This is a genomic window from Paenibacillus sp. Paensp38, assembly GCF_059491915.1.
Map to the genome: position 1 here is coordinate 673,091 of NZ_CP168516.1, position 20,903 is coordinate 693,993.

20 protein-coding genes and 1 other annotated feature are annotated in these 20,903 nt (G+C 47.1%); all 20 genes read left to right on the forward strand.

The annotated features are described in order from the left end of the window. The first annotated feature begins 24 nt into the window (after positions 1–24). The 20 genes from hemL (at position 25) to ACEN8J_RS03265 (ending at position 20,901) form a co-directional block, all read left to right on the forward strand. A complete protein-coding gene (gene hemL, locus ACEN8J_RS03170; RefSeq protein ID WP_165148793.1) occupies positions 25–1,329 on the forward strand; it encodes a glutamate-1-semialdehyde 2,1-aminomutase in 1,305 nt (434 codons plus the stop codon). After that, positions 1,326–2,240 carry an RluA family pseudouridine synthase gene (locus ACEN8J_RS03175; RefSeq protein ID WP_340932990.1) on the forward strand — a complete coding sequence of 305 codons (915 nt, stop codon included), beginning with the start codon at positions 1,326–1,328 and terminating at the stop codon, positions 2,238–2,240. The genes hemL and ACEN8J_RS03175 overlap by 4 nt, the downstream gene beginning before the upstream one ends. Before the next feature lie 126 nt (positions 2,241–2,366). Beyond that, the gene (locus ACEN8J_RS03180) at positions 2,367–3,692 is read left to right on the forward strand and encodes a LysM peptidoglycan-binding domain-containing protein (RefSeq protein WP_069011265.1); all 1,326 of its coding nucleotides are present in this window, start codon (positions 2,367–2,369) and stop codon (positions 3,690–3,692) included. A gap of 409 nt (positions 3,693–4,101) precedes the next feature. Then, the gene (locus tag ACEN8J_RS03185; protein ID WP_029518416.1) at positions 4,102–6,768 is read left to right on the forward strand and encodes a valine--tRNA ligase; all 2,667 of its coding nucleotides are present in this window, start codon (positions 4,102–4,104) and stop codon (positions 6,766–6,768) included. Positions 6,769–6,804: 36 nt separating this feature from the next. Continuing rightward, positions 6,805–8,181 (forward strand): bifunctional folylpolyglutamate synthase/dihydrofolate synthase, encoded by a 1,377-nt coding sequence (locus ACEN8J_RS03190; RefSeq protein WP_029518417.1) that lies wholly within the window; start codon positions 6,805–6,807, stop codon positions 8,179–8,181. A gap of 6 nt (positions 8,182–8,187) precedes the next feature. Further along, positions 8,188–9,567, forward strand: coding sequence for a UDP-N-acetylmuramate--L-alanine ligase (gene murC, locus ACEN8J_RS03195; RefSeq protein WP_013311605.1), 1,380 nt, complete (start codon positions 8,188–8,190; stop codon positions 9,565–9,567). Positions 9,568–9,733: 166 nt separating this feature from the next. After that, positions 9,734–10,954 carry an SPOR domain-containing protein gene (locus ACEN8J_RS03200; RefSeq protein WP_495594232.1) on the forward strand — a complete coding sequence of 407 codons (1,221 nt, stop codon included), beginning with the start codon at positions 9,734–9,736 and terminating at the stop codon, positions 10,952–10,954. A gap of 121 nt (positions 10,955–11,075) precedes the next feature. Further along, positions 11,076–11,318: a DUF4321 domain-containing protein gene (locus ACEN8J_RS03205; RefSeq protein WP_023989955.1), complete on the forward strand. Its 243-nt coding sequence runs from the start codon at positions 11,076–11,078 to the stop codon at positions 11,316–11,318. Positions 11,319–11,340: 22 nt separating this feature from the next. Continuing rightward, positions 11,341–11,949 (forward strand): Maf family protein, encoded by a 609-nt coding sequence (locus tag ACEN8J_RS03210; RefSeq protein ID WP_039272577.1) that lies wholly within the window; start codon positions 11,341–11,343, stop codon positions 11,947–11,949. A 13-nt stretch (positions 11,950–11,962) separates the two neighbouring features. Beyond that, on the forward strand, positions 11,963–12,655 hold the full coding sequence (radC, locus tag ACEN8J_RS03215; protein WP_025722728.1) for a RadC family protein: 693 nt from the start codon (positions 11,963–11,965) through the stop codon (positions 12,653–12,655). A gap of 106 nt (positions 12,656–12,761) precedes the next feature. Further along, positions 12,762–13,796 (forward strand): rod shape-determining protein, encoded by a 1,035-nt coding sequence (locus ACEN8J_RS03220; RefSeq protein WP_013311600.1) that lies wholly within the window; start codon positions 12,762–12,764, stop codon positions 13,794–13,796. Positions 13,797–13,851: 55 nt separating this feature from the next. Continuing rightward, complete coding sequence (mreC, locus tag ACEN8J_RS03225) at positions 13,852–14,673, forward strand: rod shape-determining protein MreC (RefSeq protein ID WP_029518420.1); 822 nt, start codon at positions 13,852–13,854, stop codon at positions 14,671–14,673. Further along, entirely contained in the window at positions 14,673–15,203 is a 531-nt protein-coding gene (gene mreD, locus ACEN8J_RS03230; protein ID WP_029518421.1) for a rod shape-determining protein MreD, read from the forward strand. The genes mreC and mreD overlap by 1 nt, the downstream gene beginning before the upstream one ends. Positions 15,204–15,285: 82 nt before the next feature. Continuing rightward, positions 15,286–15,948 carry a septum site-determining protein MinC gene (locus ACEN8J_RS03235; RefSeq protein ID WP_029518422.1) on the forward strand — a complete coding sequence of 221 codons (663 nt, stop codon included), beginning with the start codon at positions 15,286–15,288 and terminating at the stop codon, positions 15,946–15,948. A gap of 3 nt (positions 15,949–15,951) precedes the next feature. Next, entirely contained in the window at positions 15,952–16,749 is a 798-nt protein-coding gene (gene minD / locus ACEN8J_RS03240) for a septum site-determining protein MinD (RefSeq protein ID WP_013311596.1), read from the forward strand. A gap of 340 nt (positions 16,750–17,089) precedes the next feature. Then, entirely contained in the window at positions 17,090–17,935 is an 846-nt protein-coding gene (locus ACEN8J_RS03245) for a peptidoglycan DD-metalloendopeptidase family protein (protein WP_495594233.1), read from the forward strand. Further along, positions 17,928–18,806 carry a M50 family metallopeptidase gene (locus tag ACEN8J_RS03250; RefSeq protein WP_029518424.1) on the forward strand — a complete coding sequence of 293 codons (879 nt, stop codon included), beginning with the start codon at positions 17,928–17,930 and terminating at the stop codon, positions 18,804–18,806. Before ACEN8J_RS03245 ends, ACEN8J_RS03250 begins: the two co-directional genes overlap by 8 nt. A gap of 47 nt (positions 18,807–18,853) precedes the next feature. Further along, positions 18,854–20,038, forward strand: a complete 1,185-nt coding sequence (locus ACEN8J_RS03255; RefSeq protein WP_341071169.1) for an Rne/Rng family ribonuclease — start codon at positions 18,854–18,856, stop codon at positions 20,036–20,038. A gap of 98 nt (positions 20,039–20,136) precedes the next feature. Beyond that, positions 20,137–20,224: a sequence feature (ribosomal protein L21 leader region), on the forward strand. A gap of 13 nt (positions 20,225–20,237) precedes the next feature. Continuing rightward, complete coding sequence (rplU, locus tag ACEN8J_RS03260; RefSeq protein WP_013311592.1) at positions 20,238–20,549, forward strand: 50S ribosomal protein L21; 312 nt, start codon at positions 20,238–20,240, stop codon at positions 20,547–20,549. Positions 20,550–20,562: 13 nt separating this feature from the next. Further along, a complete protein-coding gene (locus ACEN8J_RS03265; protein WP_013311591.1) occupies positions 20,563–20,901 on the forward strand; it encodes a ribosomal-processing cysteine protease Prp in 339 nt (112 codons plus the stop codon). Positions 20,902–20,903: the final 2 nt, after the last annotated feature.

The window sequence follows — 20,903 nt, forward strand, 5'->3', positions numbered from 1 at the left end:
TTTCAGAAGATAGGAGTGGTCAGAATGATCGACGAACAACGAACAGTGCGCAAGGATACGAACTCCAAAGTAGCCTTTGATGAGGCAAAACAATACATTCCGGGTGGCGTAAACAGCCCGGTACGGGCTTTTAAATCTGTTGGAATTACACCTGTGTATATCGACCATGGCGAAGGATCGCGCGTATATGATATTGATGGTCAATCCTATTTAGACTATGTATGTTCATGGGGACCGCTTATTATGGGCCATGCACATCCCGAAGTGGTTAAAGCTTTACAGGCTGCTGTTGTAAAAGGAACCAGCTTCGGCGCACCAACGTTGGCAGAAACCGAAATGGCCAAGCTCGTATGTGAGCGTGTTCCTTCTATGGACATTGTACGTATGGTTAACTCCGGAACTGAGGCGACTATGAGTGCGATTCGACTCGCACGCGGATTTACGAGCCGTAGTAAAATCCTTAAATTTGAGGGATCATATCACGGTCATGCGGACAGCTTGCTGATTAAAGCAGGCTCTGGTGTTGCCACATTAGGCTTGCCCGATAGTCCCGGTGTGCCTGAAGTTGTGGCCACCCATACAATCACTGTCCCTTATAATGATCTAGCTTCGGTGAAGCTAGCTTTTGAGAAATTTGGCGAAGAGATTGCCGCAATTATTGTCGAGCCAGTAGCAGGCAATATGGGAGTTGTACCGCCACAGCCTGGATTTTTGGAAGGTTTGCGTGAGGTAACCCAGCAGTACGGAAGTCTGCTGATTTTTGATGAAGTGATGACTGGATTCCGGGTTGGACTTCATTCGGCTCAAGGTCGCTTTGGTGTGACACCGGATCTTACCTGTTTGGGTAAAGTGATTGGTGGTGGACTCCCTGTAGGTGCTTACGGCGGACGTCGTGATATTCTGGAGCGGATTGCTCCATCGGGGCCCATTTATCAAGCGGGTACGCTTAGCGGAAATCCGCTGGCTATGGCAGCAGGTTATTCGACACTTAAATTGCTGACGCCAGAAGTATACGATCGCTTGGAAGAGCGGGCAGCACGACTTCAAGCCGGATTCGAACGTAATGCGAACGAGCTAGGTATCCCTGTCATGATCAATCGCGTGGGTTCCATGGTTTGTCCATTTTTTACAGAAGAAAAGGTTGTCAATTTTGATACAGCTAAAACGAGTAATCAGGACCACTTCCGTCGTTACTTTACTGAAATGGTGAATGAGGGAGTCAGTGTAGCACCATCTCAATTTGAGGGTATGTTTGTATCGGGCGTGCATACGGTAGAGGATATTGATGCCACCATTGAGGCGAACTATCGCGCGCTCAAACGTCTATGAGCTGGCAAGGTGGCTGGAAAAGAAGAGGACCGTGGCTGGAAGTCACGCCAGGACGGGAAATCACAGACGAGGAAAAAAACAGCGCTGATGCTGTAGATCAGTGGTTGCTGAATCGTTTGGAATTACCGGAAAAGCTGTGGCGCAGACTGCGCCATGATAAAGAGATTGAACTTACAGGGGACCGGCTACGGCTGGCCCTTTTTCCTGTAATGAACCTTGGCATCACCCCTCGCTGGTATGATTTGAAGGTACTGTATGAAGATGATTTTTGTCTGGTAGTACATAAACCAGCAGGTATGGCAGTACATCCGGACGGTGGTGTGCAGGATGGTCCGCTGACGTTGGATCATGCTGTCGCATCCTACTATGAGATGAATGGCATTCATGCGGTGGTACGGCATGTACATCGTCTGGATGTGGATACGACGGGCCCGGTGCTATATGCCAAAAATGAGTTTGCGTTGCTCAAGCTGGACGAGCAAATGAGAGCTAAGGATATCGACCGCCGGTATGTAGCTTTGGTACGAGGGGAAGTACCTCCATCGCTGCGAACGTTGGATTGGCCGATTGGCAAGGACAGGCATCATAAGCAGCGCCGTCGTGTATCTCCGACTGGGCAGAAGGCGGTTACCCATATTGAACTCGGGGAAGTATGGGGAAGCGGTTCAAGTGCAGTGAGTCTCGTATATCTGACGCTGGAGACAGGACGGACGCACCAGATTCGCGTACATCTTAGTCATGCTGGCTACCCGTTGCTTGGGGATGTATTATACGGGGGGCGTGCTACTGATTTTGGCAGGCAGGCGCTACACGGAGAGCGTCTTACCTTCTGTCATCCGCTGAGTGGCGAAACGATTACTGTGGAGGATGCTTGGCCGGATGATTTTCAAAAGCTGCACAAACAGCTATAAAAGATGGCATGCCTTCTATTTTGGCGCATATACTTGAACCTAGAAACGGTTTGCAATATGGAGTTTCCGTGCGCCTGACCAGAAGTCAGAGGATGTGCGGAGACTGCCCAAAGGAGGATGCCATCCTTGAACAAACAACAGAATGATCAGCCGCAAGGCTTGCGTTTTGATATTTATGAACGCATTCATTTGACGGAGGAAGCTGCCGGGATTGCTGAGTTGGAGGAAATCGAGCTTCTGCCACGCATTCAGGTTGTAACCCACGGCGACCATGCCGCTTTGCGAGGGCATTTGCTGCTGGAGGGCGTGTACCGCACACCTGAACAGTTCACGAGCGAGCTTCATCATTTGATCCCTGTGGAAATTACCATTCCGCTAAACCGCGTAGGGAGATTGGAAGATATCTCTGTCGAGATTGAAAATTTTGATGTGGACCTGCTTTCTTTACGTAGTCTAAACATTACAGGCGTTCTTTCTTTGCATGGTGTGGAAAGCTCGCACGCGGAAGAGACGGCGGTCTGGTTGGATGAAGAATTTACCGTAGTGCATGCACCTGAGCATCCGGTTCAATCCCTTTCCGCCGATGAAGAGTATCGTCAGGCAGAGGCCTATTCTACCAATGACTCGACCTCTGATTACGTTACAGATCCTGAAACCTCCTACAGTGTGCCAGTACAACAGGAGTCCATTTCCTGGGAACAGCTGTCTGAGGACCAAGGGGAACAGCAATCATCGTCGGAACAGCAAGCTTATGAGCCAGCAGTAGATCCTAACCGATTCTATGAGCCTTGGACGGGCAAAGCAGTTGAAGATAACTCTCCCGAGGTCAAACATGAGCATGGGTCTCCGGAAGTGTGGGGATTTCAGCAAAAGGAAGCATGGGCAGGGGGAAATGAGTCCAAAGTATCTTCCGCATCTCCTAATGTAAATTATGACCCTTTGCTGTCTGAACCGCATCCTGCTACGGAGTCCGAGGTCTATCTGGAGCCACAGTTGGAAGCGAGTCAAGTAGATAGCTTCGACTTCAGGCCTGAAGCGTCAGAACAGGTGAATCACGAGGCCCATGACACTTTTACTGAGGATAAGCCAGAGATGCGTGTGGCGCTTAACAGTAAAAAGGATGAAGAGGCAGACGAGCCAGACCCGGTTGTCTACTCATCATTGCTCCAATCCAGCCGTTCGGTGAAAGAAGCGGAATACCAGCAGCAATTGGAGCAGGAGCCGCAGGATCAGAAAGCCGAAGAAGAGCGGGAGAATGCCAAGTGGAAGAACCTTTTTTTTCATACACAAGATGAAACACCTTTTCGTAAGGTGCGGTTATGCATAGTACAGCGCGAGGATACACTGGAAACCATAGCTGACCGTTATCAGCTCAGCACGCGTGAGCTTCAACTGTATAACAGATTGGCGGAGCATCATGTGGAAGAAGGACAGGTATTGTACATCCCTTGATCCGGTTGCTGAAAAATGCACAGCGGGTGTTGACTATAGTCAATGGGAAATGTATGATGTGGTATAGTTATTGAAAGACTGAGATCGGGAAGAGTAGGCAGCAAGCCCTTCAGAGAGTGGAATTGCAGCGCTGTGAGGTTCCGCAGGAAGCTACTGGCCGAAGTCACCCGGGAGTCGCCTGTTTGAACGGTTCCTCATTTAATTCCTACGGAAGATAAGAGGTTCACGGTAGAATAAGGCCGGTCCGCAACCGTTATCTGCATAAAGTGTCACACCATGTGTAATGGATCAGTGGATACATACACTAGGGGTGAAACAAAGGTGGTACCGCGAGAGAACAGCCTTTCGTCCTTTGAGGATGAAGGGCTTTTTTTATTTGCCAATTGAAAAATCATGGAGGTATCCTGATATGTCAGAACAAGACAACAAGACAACCTTGGAAATGCCAACAACGTACGATCCAAAATCAGCAGAACAAAAATGGTACAAAACGTGGATGGAGAAGGGCTATTTCCGCGCTGGGCAACATCCAGAGGCAGAGCCTTTTACAATCGTTATTCCACCACCGAATGTTACAGGTATGTTGCATATTGGACATGCTCTTGACTTTACTTTGCAGGATATTATTATTCGCGCCAAGCGGATGCAGGGCTATGATGCCTTGTGGCTGCCAGGGGCAGACCATGCGGGTATTGCTACCCAAACAAAGGTAGAGCAAAAGCTGCGTGAAGAAGGCCTGACACGTTATGATTTGGGCCGCGAGAAGTTTTTGGAGAAAGTGTGGGAGTGGAAGGATCTTTACCTAGATAATATCCATAACCAATGGGAAAAGATGGGCTTTTCTCTCGATTATTCTCGTGAGCGTTTTACGCTGGATGAGGGACTGTCCCAAGCGGTACGCGAGGTATTCGTTAAACTGTACAAGAAGGGTCTGATTTATCGCGGTAAACGCATCATAAACTGGGACCCTGCTGCACGTACTGCATTATCGGACATTGAGGTGGAATACAAAGAGGTGAACGGAAATCTGTATCACCTGCAATATCCACTGAAAGACGGTAGCGGATTTATTACGGTAGCCACTACACGTCCTGAAACGATGCTGGGCGATACAGCTGTAGCTGTACACCCGGAAGATGAACGCTACAAGCAAATGATCGGCAAAACGCTTGTGCTCCCAATCATCGGACGGGAAATTCCGGTCATTGCGGATGATTATGTTGATAAAGATTTCGGTAGCGGCGCGGTTAAAATTACACCGGCTCACGACCCGAATGACTTTGAAATGGGACAACGTCACCAGCTGCCACAAATTACAGTGATGGACGAAACGGGAACGATGAATGCCGAAGCAGGCAAATATCAGGGCCTTGATCGTAGCGATTGCCGTAAGCAAATCGTCGCTGATCTGAAAGAGCAGGGCGTACTGATTCGTATTGAAGAGCACGTACATCAAGTAGGCCACAGCGAGCGTACAGGTGTAGTTGTAGAACCTTATCTGTCCACACAATGGTTTGTGGAAATGAAGCCTCTGGCAGCTAAAGCCATTGAAGTGCAGAAGGCTGGCAACGGGGTAAACTTTGTACCGGATCGCTTTGAACGTACTTATCTGCATTGGATTGAAAATGTGCGTGACTGGTGTATTTCCCGTCAATTATGGTGGGGACACCGTATTCCGGCTTGGTACGATGAGGATACCGGAGAAGTGATTGTATCGGCGGAGGACCCTACAACTTTGCCTGAGTATGCTGGCAGAAAGCTAAAACAGGATGAGGATGTGCTGGATACTTGGTTCAGCTCGGCTTTGTGGCCGTTTTCGACACTGGGCTGGCCTGAGCAGACAGAGGACCTCAAACGCTACTATCCGACTAATGTCTTGGTTACAGGCTATGACATTATTTATTTCTGGGTATCGCGTATGATTTTTACAGCACTCGAGTTTACGGAAGAGATTCCGTTCAAGGACGTACTTATGCACGGGTTGGTTCGTGATGCGGACGGTAGAAAAATGTCCAAATCCCTCGGCAACGGTGTTGATCCGCTCGACGTGATTGACCAATATGGTACCGATGCCATGCGTTATATGATTTCCACCAGTAGCACGCCTGGGCAAGACCTTCGTTTCCGCTGGGAGCGGGTGGAGCAGGCCCGCAACTTTGCCAATAAAATCTGGAATGCGTCACGCTTTGCGCTGATGAATCTGGAAGGCGTCACTTCGGCAGATATAGACATTACTGGTGACCTGAGCACCGCTGATCGTTGGATTCTGCATCGTCTAAACGAAACTTCACGCGACATCACGCGTCTAATAGATGCTTATGAATTTGGCGAGACAGGCCGCCTTCTGTATAACTTTATTTGGGATGATTTGTGCGACTGGTACATTGAGTTTGCGAAGCTTTCCCTATATGGCGACAACGCAGATGCGAAAAAGAAAACGCAGTCCGTACTTGCATATGTATTGGACCGGACGCTGCGCATGATTCATCCGTTCATGCCGTTTATCTCTGAGGAAATATGGCAGCATCTTCCACATGAGGGAGAAACGATTACACTGGCCGCTTGGCCTGTTTATGATCCGGCTTTTGAGGATAAGGATGCAGTTGCAGAAATGAATTTGCTGATCGACGTAATTCGCGCTGTGCGCAATATCCGTGCTGAAGTCAATGTGCCGATGAGTAAAAAAATTGAGTTGCTCATAAAACCCGGCGATCAAGCCGTTCTCGATATCATTAACCGCAATGGGGAATATGTGCGTAGATTCTGTAATACGTCTGAATTCGACGCGGGATTAGAGTTCACCGTTCCAGATAAAGCGATGACATCTATAGTTAGCGGCGCAGAGTTGTACCTGCCGCTGGCCGGACTGCTTGATATTGCCCAGGAAATTAGCAGACTGGAAAAAGAACTTCAGCATTTGAACAGTGAAGTGGAGCGCGTGGAGAAAAAGTTATCTAACCAAGGCTTTGTGGCGAAGGCACCAGCTAAAGTCATCGAGGAAGAGAAGGCCAAGCAAGCCGATTACTCAGATAAGCGCGCTAAAGTTATCGCACGTATTGAAGAACTCAAGGGATAATTTCACTCACAATAAAATGACCTGAAGGTGAAGAGGATGTCAGATACGATCAGGGGCGGAGATACGGCTCCTTTACAAAGCTATGATGAGGCAGTGGAATGGATTAACGGCTTGATTCCGTTTGGTATCAGACCTGGACTGGAACGAATTGAACAACTAATGAGTAAATTGGGTGATCCGCAACGACATCTGAAATTTGTGCATATTGCGGGAACCAACGGTAAAGGCTCGACTTGTGCCTTTCTGACCTCTGTGCTACTTAAATGTGGGTACGATGTCGGGACTTTTACGTCTCCGTACATCACCCGATTTACGAACCGCTTTCAATTCAATGGGACCGATATTCCCGATGAAACGCTGGTTTTGCTTGCCAATCGCTTGTATCCGTTGGTGAAAGAAATCGCAGATAGTGAATTGGGATCACCTACAATGTTTGAGGTATCGACAGCGTTGGCTATTTTATACTATGCTACGGTATCTTTCCCAGATGTTGTGGTATGGGAGACAGGTCTTGGGGGAAGGATGGATGTAACTAATATCGTGAATCCAATCCTCTCGGTTATTACAAATGTCGGCTATGACCATACGGATATTTTGGGAGATACGCTCGAACAGATTGCAAGGGAAAAAGCCGGTATCATCAAACCGGGTGTACCTGTCGTCAGTTGTGTTTCCCAACCCGAGGCTATTCAGGTCATACGTGAAACGGCGACAAAGCAAGGAGCTACCTTGTACCTGGCAGGAGAACAATTTACGTATGAACGGCTAAACGGAGATGAAACAGCTCAAACCTTTTCATTCGCGGGGCCCTTCCGACATATGGAAATTGACATCACGTTGTTAGGCGAGCACCAATGTTCTAATGCGGCAGGAGCTATGATGGCACTTGAGGTCCTACGTCAGTATATGGCTTTTGTGTTGGATGATGCAGAACTGCTGGAGGGCTTTAGGCAAACTGCCTGGGCAGGGCGTCTCGAACAAGTCAGTACATCACCGAGAATTGTTCTTGACGGGGCTCATAATCCAGAAGGAGCACAGACGCTGGCCAAGAGTCTTCCTCAAGTGTATTCGTACAAAAAATTGGTTTTAATGATGGGGATGCTGTCAAACAAGCATCATGAAGCATACTTGCAGCATATACTGCCACTAGTGGATACGCTTATCCTGACCGAGCCCGATTTTCGGCGCAAAATGAATGCCGCTGAATTGGCTCATCTCGTGGAGAAGCTGCGGCCGTCTTATGCCAAAACGGATTTAAAAATAATTGTAGAAGGTGACTGGAAAAAGGCTCTTGGCCTGTTTCAATCACATACGGAAGCGGAAGATCTGGGGGTGGTGTCCGGCACGCTGTACCTTATTGCAGATGTACGGGCTACCCTTATGTATCAAACCGATTCGGAAAAAGGTTGGTGAAATTTGTTGATTACTTCGGAACATGTTCATTTTATCGGTATCGGCGGCTACGGGATGAGCGCGATTGCTCGGGTCATGCTGGAGATGGGTTATACCGTGACTGGCTCAGATGTGGCATCACAGGAGCTGACAGAAAAACTGGCGGCAAAAGGCGCAAAAATATATATTGGACACACGCCTGAGCATATTGCAGGCGCGGATATCGTCGTCTATTCAACAGCATTGTCACGTGACAATGTGGAGCGGGTGGCAGCGGAGGAATTGAATATTCCAACTCTGCACCGTTCGCAGATGCTGGCTCGCTTGCTTAACGAACGTAAGGGAATAGCTGTTGCGGGTGCGCACGGTAAAACGACAACCTCTTCCATGATCGCTCTGGTTATGGAGAGATGTAACGTTGATCCAACGTATATTATTGGCGGCGAAATCACGAATTTGGGGACGAATGCCAAAGCAGGTAAAAGCGAGTTTGTCGTTGCTGAGGCGGATGAGAGTGATGGTTCTTTCCTGCAATATCATCCTTGGCAAGGCATCGTAACCAATATTGAAGCAGATCATTTGGAAAATTACGATGGCGACTTTAATCGTCTGAAAAGTGCTTATGTACAGTTTTTGAGTCAAATTCGACCGGATGGAGCGGCTATTGTGTGCGCAGATGATCAGAACATCCGGGAAATGCTGCCTCAACTCCAGACTCGGGTCATTACTTATGGAGTGGAGCATGAAGCGGATTATATGGCGACAGATATCCAATTAGGTGACCGTCGATTAAGCTTCACTATGAGCCGTAAGGGAACAGCACTCGGAACAATCGAACTATCAGTGCCGGGTAAACATAACATGTATAATGCGATGGCGACTGTAATTTCATGTTTAGAAGCAGGGATTCCATTCGATCAAATCGCTGCTACAATTGTGGAATTTCACGGAGCGAAGCGTCGGTTTCAAGTACTAGGTGAAAGCAATGACATACTGATTATTGATGACTATGCGCATCACCCAACAGAGATTGAGGCTACGATTAGCGCAGCAAGAGCGACTGGCAAGCGTATTATTGCTGTATTCCAGCCGCAACGCTATAGCCGCACCTTTTTCCTGCTCGATGCGTTCAGCCGCGCGTTTAGCGAGGCTAGTGAAGTCATCATTACCGATATTTATTCACCAGCGGGAGAAAAACAGATTGAGGGCGTGCATTCTTCCAAGCTCGTGGATTTAATCGTCCAAAACAGCAATGCTAATGCAATCTATTTGCCGACCAAAGAAGCTGTGATCGAGGAGTTGAAAGATCGATTACAGCCGGGTGATCTTGTGCTGACGATGGGAGCAGGAGATATCTGGAAAGCAGGTGACGCGTTAGCGCGCCATCTTCGCGGACAGCAAGTGTAAACCGTATAAAAATGAGCTGTTGCGCCAATGAATTACAATTATTCAAGGGTATTCCGAACACGACTGTGTTTCGGGATACCCTTTTTTGTAATGCTGGGGCATATATTCTTAGCTTGACTCATACAACAGACTATGAGGAAGTATGGGACAAGGAGGGAGTGCATCCATGAACAAGACCAAGATGACATTCCGGTTCGACCAACAGTTGCCGGAGACAAGCCGGGAGGATAAGCTACAGGTGCTTCCGTACAAAAACGAGTCGATTACGAACGAACAGAGTGAAACTGATAACCCGCATAAAGGAACGGAACGGAACAGAGGAATGGAGAAAAATACTGCAACTACGCAAGAATCAAAGATCAAAGAACCTGAGGATCGGAATAAACGCATTTCAAGTCGGCGTTTTGCTCCGACATTAAGAGTACAAGAGGGATGGGAAGATCCCTTTGGTCGTTCGGCGGCTTCCTGGTCAGATGCGGAAGTTCTACCGGATAGCCTGGAAGAGGATGAGGAAGCTTATCATTCTGGCCAAGAGTACAGAAGACGTCCGCCCCACCCTTCTAGATGGAAACTGGTTGGCTCTGTAGCCAGCGCACTGATGACCGGAGGCATGTTTGGATATATTATGTTGTTACTGTTTAACGGAGGAGGCATGGTTCCGGGATCAGATCCTTCAGTAGAGGAGGCTGTACCGGTCTTTAAAGAATCTGTTGGTGCGGATGCAATATCTGCAAAAGAGAACTCTGTCCCTGCCACTGTCATAAAGGCTCAGGTACCACCTCAAACCTACTATTTGTTGCAATATGGGGTTTTCAGCACCCCAGAACGGGCCTTACAAGCAAAAGAAGAACTGTTAAAGGCAGGTATTGCAGCAGGAGGGGATACCGAGAACCAAAACCGGGTATATGCAGGAATATCACCGGATAGGGAGCAAGCCAAGTTGCTCAGCAATCAGTTGAAAACACAAGGAGTCGAATTGTATGTTCGTGAGCTTGAATTGCCTGGTTTTGAAAAAGCGGCTTACGGAGGCGAAGGTGATAAACTCACTAGCTTTTTTCAGTTAAGTAGCTCATTGGTGGGTAAGTTGAGCGGACTTTCCTCAAACTTGCTCGGAGAAGGAGGTCCGAATACGGTACCAGCCTCCGACATGAAGGAGCTGAACGACCTGCATCAGCAGTGGACACAAAATATCACTGTACTTCCCAGTGGTCTTCCGAAGGAAGCGGTTGCCTCCGCAACCTCACTTGAAAAGGCGATGAACAGCGCGATCTCTGCACTTGGGGAATATAATAAGAATACAGCCAAGGAACACATTTGGGAGATTCAGTCCTCCATGATGGAATATGTTTTGCGTGAGAGGGAATTTATCCAATTCATAAAACAATAGGCTAACCATATTTTCCGGCAAGGAACTGGAAATAGTTCCCCATGCCGGATTTCTGTTTGTATTGCAGTACAAATCACCGTATAATAATGAAGGTGTCAAAAAATGGCGAGGGAAGATCAGGATGAAAAAAAATGTAGGAATGCTTATACTGTTTTTATTGCTCGGTTGGCTCTTGGGTGCATGGATTGCCAAAGCCCTTCAATCGATCAAATTCCTTTCTTTTCTGACCCACCCCACTAGGATATCTTGGTCGCCGAGAGCGGACCTGGATATTATCAGCTACAACATAACAATAAATTTTGAATTGAGCCTGCTTAGTCTGATCGGCATCATTGCCGCGTTCTGGCTGTACCGCAGGCTCTAACTGATGAAAAGGAGCTTCCCTTATGGACGGGAAAATTACGCCCCGCATTATTTTGGCATCGACTTCACCAAGAAGGAAGGAATTGCTCGCATTTTTGAGACTCCCCTTTGAGGTGGTGCCAAGTCATGCGGATGAGAGCACGCCTGAGAGCTGGACGCCTCAGCAAATCGTGGAGACCCTTGCGGCACGCAAAGCCCAAGCGGTCGTGAACACCGTCACTCAGTCGAAGGAAGCCGGACTGGTGATTGGCAGTGATACCATTGTCGTGCTGGATGGTTCGGTATTGGGCAAGCCAGCCGACCATGCGGACGCAGTTCGCATGCTGACTGCATTGCAGGGAAGGACACACCGCGTGTACACCGGGGTAGCCTGCATACATACCGGAACCGGCGAAGTGCTTGTCAGACATCGCCAAACGGAGGTTACAATGAAGCCTCTGAGTCAAGAGCAAATTGTGGCATACGTGAATACTGGTGAACCGTCTGACAAGGCAGGAGCGTATGGCATTCAAGGCATGGGTGCTACGCTGGTGGAATCTATTCAGGGTTGTTATTTTAACGTCGTAGGATTGCCGCTTTCCTTGCTGTCGGACATGCTGTCCGATTTTGGAGTGAATGTGTTGCGTCCATAAAGGGGATAAACATATGCTGGAGTCGCCAATACTGATGCTTCGCGACCTCCCCCATGAAGAACGACCAAGAGAGCGCATGATGACATATGGGGCGGATGCCTTAAGCAACGCGGAGTTGCTGGCAATATTGCTGCGTACAGGAACGCAAAATGAGTCTTCGGTGCATTTAGCGCAGCGTATTTTGCAGCAGGCAGGAAATTTGCGTCAACTGGTGGATATGAGCTTGAGCGAGTTGACCCAGATTAAGGGCATTGGGGATGCTAAAGCGATACAGCTAAAAGCGGGTATCGAACTGGGGCGTCGATTAGCTTTGTCTCGCCATTTGGAGACCCCGGTGATTAGTTGCCCGCGGGATGTGGCAGATCTGTTGTTTGAGCAGCTTCGTTATTTGCAGAAAGAGCATTTTGTATGCTTGTTCCTTAACACTAAAAATCATGTCATTGCTCAGGAAACACTATCTATGGGTAGCCTGAATTCTGCCATCGTGCATCCACGTGAAGTATTTCGGGCAGCAATCAAATGCAGCAGTGCTTCAATAATTTGCGCTCATAACCATCCGAGCGGTGATCCGAAGCCAAGCCCCGAAGATGTCCAGTTGACTCGCCGCCTGATGGAAGCGGGCAACATCGTGGGTATCGACGTGCTTGATCATATAGTGATCGGGGACGGGACCTTTGTAAGTTTGAAGGAACAAGGTCTGATATAATATAATATTTAAATCAAACATTTAAACACGACCGGATAATCCGGCCTGAATAAACCGCTTATACATTGGATAACAGATTTCAGGGAAGAGAAAAGGAGATTACATCATGCTGGGTGGCTTTACAAAAGATTTGGGAATAGATTTGGGGACGGCAAACACGCTTGTATACGTAAGAGGTAAAGGAATTGTGGTTCGTGAACCATCTGTAGTCGCTTTGCGTACAGATACAAAAACCATTGAGGCTGTTGGTGAATCTGCGAAAAAAATGATCGGTCGCACACCGGGAAATATCCGTGCGATTCGTCCGATGAAGGACGGTGTCATTGCTGATTTTGATACGACAGCAACGATGATCAAATATTTTATCCGTCAGGCGCAAGCCCAACGCTCTTTGTTTCCACGCCATCCGAACGTGATGGTTTGTGTGCCTTCGGGCATTACTGCGGTGGAGCAGCGTGCTGTTGAAGATGCGACGAAGCAAGCAGGCGCAAGAGAGGCATATACGATAGAGGAGCCGTTTGCAGCAGCAATTGGCGCTGATCTTCCTGTATGGGAGCCTACAGGCAGTATGGTTGTCGATATCGGTGGAGGTACAACCGAGGTGGCAGTCATTTCCCTGGGTGGGATTGTAACAAGCCGCTCCGTGCGTGTCGCTGGCGATGAAATGGACGAGTCCATCATCCAATACGTGAAGCGCCAATACAATCTGATGATTGGTGAACGGACTTCAGAGCAACTGAAAATGGAAGTGGGTTCAGCTATGCCATTAGAGCAAGTGGAAACCTCGGAAATCCGCGGACGTGATCTGGTAACAGGTTTGCCGAAGACGATCACGATTACTTCTGATGAAATTAGTGAAGCATTATCGGATACAGTCAATGCAATCGTGGATGCGGTTAAAGTAACACTGGAAAAATGCCCTCCCGAATTGGCAGCGGATATCATGGATAGAGGTATTGTACTTACTGGCGGTGGAGCACTTCTACGTAACCTGGACAAGCTGTTGGCAGGTGAAACCGGAATGCCGGTGATCGTAGCAGAAAATCCTCTAGATTGTGTGGCAATCGGTACAGGCAGAGCGTTGGAAAATATTCATTTGTTCAAATCGCGCAGCAGTTCTGCCGTCCGTTCCAAACGTTGAATCGGGGGTGTAGGAACTGTTTAAGCTGTTTGGCAATAAAAGACTATTTGTTCTATTGATAGGAATCGTTCTGTTTATTGCCCTTATGGGGATTACACTTGGACAGAGGAATTCCTTAACCTGGCCCGAGAAGTTCGCCAGAGATTCGATTGGCTTTGTGCAAGGTATCTTTTACAGGCCCGCTTCTGCAATAGCGGGCTTCTTTGAAGATATCGGGAATATGCGCAGTATCTACGAAGAAAATGAACGGTTAAAAATTGCTGTGGCAAAGCTGACTCGTGACCAAATTCAGACCCATAATTATGTTGAAACAAATGCCAGACTGCAGAATGAACTGAAGTTCACCCAAACGCAAAAGGCGAAAAATAATTATGATTATCGTGTTGCTCAAGTGAACAGCGTCAGCAATGATTCCAAAACGCTTGTGATCGATATTGGTGAGAAGGACGGAGCGAAGGTTGGTCAGGAAGTCAGTTCGCTTGAAGGATTTGTCGGAGTCATTAGTCAAACGGGGAATTTTACGTCCACCGTTACCCTATTGACTACATTGGATCCTAAAAATCCGAATTCTTATGCTATTGCAGCGACAGTCTTGGGCAAGGAAAATCAATCGTTTGGTATGATTGAAAGCTATGATCCGGGTACGAACAGATTTCAAATGACTCGCATTGAGGAAAAAGATCCAATCGCAAAGGGTGATCAGATTATTACATCTGGCGCAGGTGGTAAATTCCGCAAAAACCTAATGGTTGGAACGGTAGAGAAGATTCAGGTTGGGGAGTTTGGCAAAACACGGACAGCGATTATTAAACCGGCAGCTAGCTTTGTGGATTGGAAAGAACTGCTCATCCTCTACACTCCTGAGGTACCGGAATAATGAAGATGCGCGGTCAGGTTCTAATACTGCTGCTGTTTGTACTGTTTATAGCTGAAGGGACGATTCTTCCATGGCTTCTTCCGGATAGTTGGCATTCAAGAATGGTTCCGAATTTTGTGTATGTCGTGATCTTGTTTGTGTCTGTGTATTACAGCCGTCATACAGCATTGGTGCTAGGTATTGTTTTTGGACTTATTCATGATGTAGTGTTCTATGGGTTTATCATTGGGCCTTATTCTTTTGCAATGGGGTTGTCTGCATACTTATTGGGGCTTGTTTTTACAGCTCGACGTGCGCAGATGCCCATTATGATGGCAGCCGTGTTGATTGGTAGTTTCCTCTTGGATTCTATGCTTTTTGCCATTGACCAGCTGTTCCAGCTGAATCATCAGACTTTCAATTGGGCACTTGCTCAGTATATAATTCCTGATTTATTTATCCATTTTCTGTTCGCCCTCATCATTTATGTCCCAGTTCGCAAGCAGTTGCAGCGTTTGGGTACCCGTGTGAAAAAGGAAGAGGCTGTCTAGGTCTTTTTACACACATTTTGTCCGGGTTAGCAGGGATTTGACGTCCCGGGGACGAAATGATTGAGATAGGAGGGACAGGCTAATGGCAGTGAAATCGAATCATGTCACGATTAAAGGCATCAAAGATGGCCTGGTATTCCTGCTGGACGATCAATGCGAGTTTGAGAATTTGCTGGGTGAGCTGCGTTTTAAGCTGGAGCACAGTCATCAAAATATTTTAACAGGCCCGATCATTCATGTGGATATTAAGCTGGGAAGCCGAGAAGTGACAGAGGAACAGAAGGAAAGTATTCTGGAGATTTTGAAGCAAAAGGGGAATCTGCTCATCAGGTCTGTAGAATCACCTGGACTGCCTGTGGAAGTGCAGGGAAAGCCCCCTATTCATACGGTGACAGGGATTATCCGATCTGGTCAAGTGCTTCATCACAATGGGAACCTACTCTTTTTGGGAGATGTAAACCCGGGTGGAATTATAACATGTACTGGTGATATTTATGTCCTCGGCGCTCTGCGAGGCATGGCGCATGCAGGGATGGAGGGAAATAGTGAAGCGATTATAGCGGCTTCCTATTTTGCACCGACACAGTTGCGAATTTCCGAAATGATCAGCCGTCCACCAGACGAATGGGAGACACGTGAATCCGGTATGGAATTTGCGTATCTCAAGGATGGCGCTATGCAAATAGATAAAATGAGCAATATTGTGCGTCTGGGCCGCGATTTTAACGTGTTCAAAGGGGTGTAGCACATGGGAGAGGCTATCGTCGTCACTTCAGGAAAAGGCGGCGTCGGCAAAACGACGACGTCAGCCAATATAGGAACAGCGCTTGCACTGCTCGGCAAAAAGGTATGTTTGGTGGATACGGATATCGGTTTGCGTAATCTAGACGTTGTGATGGGTCTAGAAAACCGAATTATTTACGACCTTGTTGATGTAGCGGAAGGTCGTTGCCGTTTAAATCAGGCACTGGTTAAGGACAAGCGTTTTGAGGAGCTGTATATGCTGCCAGCCGCTCAAACCAAGGACAAGAGTGCTGTTACGCCGGAGCAGGTTAAGGATATTATTTTGGAGCTTAAAAAGGATTTTGAATATATATTGATCGATTGCCCTGCGGGTATTGAACAAGGCTTTAAAAATGCCATTGCTGGGGCGGATCAGGCTATTGTTGTGACTACTCCGGAAAATGCAGCCGTACGCGATGCAGACCGGGTAATTGGTTTACTGGAAAGCTCACATGTGATATCACCCAAGTTGGTGGTTAACCGCATTCGCAATAGCATGGTTAAATCCGGAGATATGTTGGATATTGATGGGATTTTACAAGTGCTTAGCATAGACCTTATTGGGATTGTGCCGGATGATGAAATGGTAATTAAAGCAGCTAATACAGGGGAGCCTACCGTTATGAATCCAGATTCACAGGCCGCGATTGCTTACCGTAACATTGCGAGACGGATTTTGGGCGATACAGTGCCCCTCATGCAGCTAGACCAGAAGAAAAGCGTGATGACACGTTTTAAGAAGTTTTTTGGTATGGGTGGATGAGGAAAACCGGAAGTTATGGCTGGTAAATTGCTTCCACGCTTCCTAAGTGATTTTCTATTGGTTCTAAGGTAGGAGCTGTAGTAGTATTCATTTGTAATACTAGACACTTAAATAAGTAATAATCTTATTTAAGTGTTTTTGGTTTGTCTTTTTAAATTCCTATAATACGGCTTCTCAAAATTTAGGGTCACTACATAAATATTATAAATACAAAACAAATCCGGTGCGCTAGCGCCGGTTTTTTTGATTTTTAGGTACTTATTCCCGAACCGGACAACATAAGTTGAAGCCCGTCCTCATAAGATGTATCAAACATACCTCGCTGAGGGGGCTGAACAGGATGAATAAAGATTCCGGAATCAAGCAGCGCAGAGAAGAACGTATACAGCAGCTAATCGCGGGAAGCAAAGCGGAGACGTATCCCTCTGGCATATATCAGTACAGGCACGGGGATAAAGATATGAGGTCGATGCCTATAGTCAGTGCCAACTCGCCCAGAGACCCAGAAACGGAGTGGAAAAATGAGCGGCAACACTGGCAGCAATCTTTTGGGGCGAATCGTGCTCCGTCTTTTTGGACTTCCTTTTGGCGAAGATCAGTCATAGCAACGGTGTTATTTGGAATGGTATGGGGAATGTTTCGTTGGGATATTCCCTATGCAGTGAATTTGAGAATGTTTATTGCGGATGCCTTGAATAAGGATATGGATTTTGCAGCCGTCGGACAATGGTATGAAACTTATTTTGACGGAGCTCCTTCCTTTTTGCCGATTTTTGGCGAGGAGCATGAAACGCACAAGGTAGCCGCAAATCGAAAGGGCTCTCCACCGATCGAAGGCACTATAACACAGCCTTTTGTACTGAGCCTGAAAGGGGTAGAAATTACGCCGAATGTCACTGGCAACGGGGCAATCGCTGTTAAAAGTATAGATGCAGGACGAGTATTAGACATATTAAATCATCCCAAAAGCGGGATTTCGGTTACAGTTCGACACACTGGCGGTATCACAGCAACTTACGGAAGGCTTTCCCGCTCTACCTTAAAAGTGAACGACTGGGTTCAGGAGGGAGATGAGATCGGTGTACTGCCAGCAAGTCGCAGCGGCAGCGAGGCGGCAACTTTATTTTTGGCAGTTCAGAGAGGGGATCACTACATTGACCCGTCGGAAGTGGTAGCCCTTGATTAATGTCCGAGGGGTGACCTTATCACTACATCCACTGTTTGTATTGGTTATGCTGACCTCTATAATAACGGGACATTTTATCGAGATCATCACTTTATTTACATTGGTGTTTATTCATGAGCTAGGTCATGCGACAGCTGCTTCGTTGTTAGGCGCGCGGGTGCTTTCCATACAGATGTTACCCTTTGGAGGAGTTGCGGTCATTGAGGATCAGGGGAAGCTCAATGCGTGGAAGGAGATTGTCATTGCGCTAGCGGGGCCCCTGCAAAACGGAATCATGATCATCATCCTTTTATGGTTCAAAAATGTGAGTGGACCGGAGTATGATTATGTAAATTATATAATTCAGGGGAATGCAGTTATTGCACTGTTTAATTTGCTGCCCATTTTACCACTTGATGGTGGGAAAATATTGCAGGCAATGATTAGTTTATCCTTTTCTTATCACCGCACATTAGTGTGGACCTTTAGGGCCAGTATCGTAACGAGTCTGCTATTTTGTATGTATGGTATTTCACCGTTGTTAAGGCAAAATGGGCCTATGCATTTAAATCTGCTGGCGGTAGGGATTTTTTTGCTTTATTCTAATATTGTGGATTATCGGAATATCCCTTACCGTTTTATACGGTTTTTGCTGGGGAGGGACGAGCTTTTTTACCGCGAAATAGCTAAGGGAAGTATTGCCTTACCTATTGTATCCCTGCCAATGAAACATTTGGAGCCTATTTTGCGTCTTTTCAGAAGAGATCGGTATCATATGGTTTATGTTATGAATGAACAGGGACGAATTGTAGCCGTACTGCCGGAGCAACGCCTTATTCGCTCTTATTTTGCGACACGCCCGCCAGATGGTGGAGAACCCAAGCCTAAATAATGTTTTATGAGTAAGAAAGAGGCTGTATCCAGAGAGGTTGAAAAACCATGAAGCAAATGATTGTACAATGCCAGCAGCAGATGACCCAAATGGCGCTGTTGGAAGAGGGACGATTGGTTGAATATGCGGCTGAACTACCGCGAAAACGGGGGATTCTAGGTTCTTTTTTCAAAGCGAGGGTGGTCAATGTGCTACCAGGTATGCAAGCCGCCTTTGTTGACATTGGACAGCGAAAGAATGCCTTTTTGTACGTAGATGACGTACTTCACGCTCATTTGGACAAGCAGCCGGAGGTAAAGCCATCCATTTCTGAAGTGTTAAAGGTGGGGCAGGAAATTGTAGTACAGGTATTAAAAGAGGCAGTTGGTAGCAAAGGAGCCAGGGTCACCACTCATTTTTCACTTCCGGGTCGCTGGATCGTATATATGCCCCGTGCTGATTATGTGGCCGTATCCAAGAAGATCGAACGTGAGGGCGAGCGCACCCGTTTGAAAGCAATGGGAGAGCAGCTACGCACAAGTGAGGAAGGACTCATAATCCGTACCGTTTCGGAGGACATGAGTATAGATGCGATTGAAAATGATCTGAATCAACTACGTAAGCAGTGGGCGGCTATTCAGCGTAAAGCTGGTGAACACTCGGCTCCGTGCGAATTACACCGGGATTTAAGTATTGTTCAGCGATTGATTCGGGATGTGTTTACACCTGAACAGGATGAACTGGTCATTGACAGTGAAGAGCAAGCAAAGGATGCAGAAATCATGCTGCAACAGATTGGTCCTGCGAAAGCTCATGTAAGTATATTTCGTGGTGCAGAAGAAACGATTTTTAAAGCTTATGGCATTCATGAGCAGCTGGAACGCGATTTTGCGCGAAAGGTATGGCTGCAGGGCGGTGGATACATTGTCATTGATCATACAGAGGCATTAACCGTTATTGATGTGAATACGGGAAAGTTTACGGGAGGCAGTAATCTGGAAGAGACGGTGACCCGGACTAACATTGAAGCAGCTAAAGAGATTGCTCGCCTGGTACGTGTTCGTGATATTGGTGGTATCATCATCATTGATTTTATTGACATGGAACAAGAGGAGAACCGTCGGGAAGTATCCTCTGTGCTGGAAGCAAGATTGAAGAAGGATCGGACCAAATCTTATGTTGTCGGTTGGACGCGGTTAGGTTTGCTGGAAATGACCCGCAAAAAAGTGCGTGAAGAAAAGACGCTCGTGTAGAGCGATGCGTAACCCAAAATCATTTTAAAACTAAAGGTTGAATGTGCACAAAGCTTGTGCTACAATCATTTAGTATGTGTGATGCGTAAGATTGGCTGCACATGCTGTAACCGCTCCAATCAGGTACTGAAGTGCAGTATCCTAAGGGAATCTGCCACCTGCAATTAGGCGAGTCTGAGACATAAGGAGGTGCAAGCAAATGTACGCAATTATCGAAACAGGTGGTAAGCAATACAAAGTTCAAGAGGGCGACGTATTGTTCATCGAGAAGTTGGAAGCTAATGATGGTGAAACTGTAACGTTCGATCGTGTTCTGGCAGTGTCCGGCGACAATGGCTTGACAGCAGGTACACCGCTTCTTTCTGGAGCTTCTGTAACAGCTAAAGTTGAGAAGCATGGTCAAGGTCAAAAGGTCATCGTATACAAATACAAACCTAAAAAGAACTACCATGTGAAGCAAGGTCATCGTCAACCGTACACGAAAGTGACGATTGAAAAAATCCAAGCGTAAGAGGGTGCGATAAGTGATTATCGTGCGTATTACACGACTGGAAGATGGCAGCATACAGGGGTTTTCCGTTAAAGGACATGCAAATTTCGCTAAATCTGGCGAGGATATCGTATGTGCTGGCGTTTCGGCGGTAACAGTAGGAACTGTCAATTCGATTGGAGCTCTTACGGACGTTGAGATGGAAACGGAAATGGAAAACGGCTTTTTAAGCGCGTATCTTTCTCCTGAAAGTTATCATGATGCGAACGCACAGGTTCAACTGTTGCTGGAGTCCATGGTGATTATGCTGACAAGCATTGCTGAATCATACGGTAAGTATATTCAAATAGAAAATAATCAAAGAAGGAGGTAGAC

What these genes read in the sequence shown, in the direction of transcription:
- hemL (WP_165148793.1), top strand. Translation starts at nt 25, where the DNA reads ATGATCGACGAACAACGAACAGTGCGCAAGGATACGAACTCCAAAGTA.
- rplU (WP_013311592.1), top strand. Translation starts at nt 20,238, where the DNA reads ATGTACGCAATTATCGAAACAGGTGGTAAGCAATACAAAGTTCAAGAG.
- radC (WP_025722728.1), top strand. Translation starts at nt 11,963, where the DNA reads ATGCTGGAGTCGCCAATACTGATGCTTCGCGACCTCCCCCATGAAGAA.
- ACEN8J_RS03200 (WP_495594232.1), top strand. Translation starts at nt 9,734, where the DNA reads ATGAACAAGACCAAGATGACATTCCGGTTCGACCAACAGTTGCCGGAG.
- ACEN8J_RS03210 (WP_039272577.1), top strand. Translation starts at nt 11,341, where the DNA reads ATGGACGGGAAAATTACGCCCCGCATTATTTTGGCATCGACTTCACCA.
- ACEN8J_RS03255 (WP_341071169.1), top strand. Translation starts at nt 18,854, where the DNA reads ATGAAGCAAATGATTGTACAATGCCAGCAGCAGATGACCCAAATGGCG.
- ACEN8J_RS03245 (WP_495594233.1), top strand. Translation starts at nt 17,090, where the DNA reads ATGAATAAAGATTCCGGAATCAAGCAGCGCAGAGAAGAACGTATACAG.
- ACEN8J_RS03175 (WP_340932990.1), top strand. Translation starts at nt 1,326, where the DNA reads ATGAGCTGGCAAGGTGGCTGGAAAAGAAGAGGACCGTGGCTGGAAGTC.
- ACEN8J_RS03205 (WP_023989955.1), top strand. Translation starts at nt 11,076, where the DNA reads ATGAAAAAAAATGTAGGAATGCTTATACTGTTTTTATTGCTCGGTTGG.
- mreD (WP_029518421.1), top strand. Translation starts at nt 14,673, where the DNA reads ATGAAGATGCGCGGTCAGGTTCTAATACTGCTGCTGTTTGTACTGTTT.
- ACEN8J_RS03220 (WP_013311600.1), top strand. Translation starts at nt 12,762, where the DNA reads ATGCTGGGTGGCTTTACAAAAGATTTGGGAATAGATTTGGGGACGGCA.
- minD (WP_013311596.1), top strand. Translation starts at nt 15,952, where the DNA reads ATGGGAGAGGCTATCGTCGTCACTTCAGGAAAAGGCGGCGTCGGCAAA.
- ACEN8J_RS03190 (WP_029518417.1), top strand. Translation starts at nt 6,805, where the DNA reads ATGTCAGATACGATCAGGGGCGGAGATACGGCTCCTTTACAAAGCTAT.
- ACEN8J_RS03235 (WP_029518422.1), top strand. Translation starts at nt 15,286, where the DNA reads ATGGCAGTGAAATCGAATCATGTCACGATTAAAGGCATCAAAGATGGC.
- ACEN8J_RS03185 (WP_029518416.1), top strand. Translation starts at nt 4,102, where the DNA reads ATGTCAGAACAAGACAACAAGACAACCTTGGAAATGCCAACAACGTAC.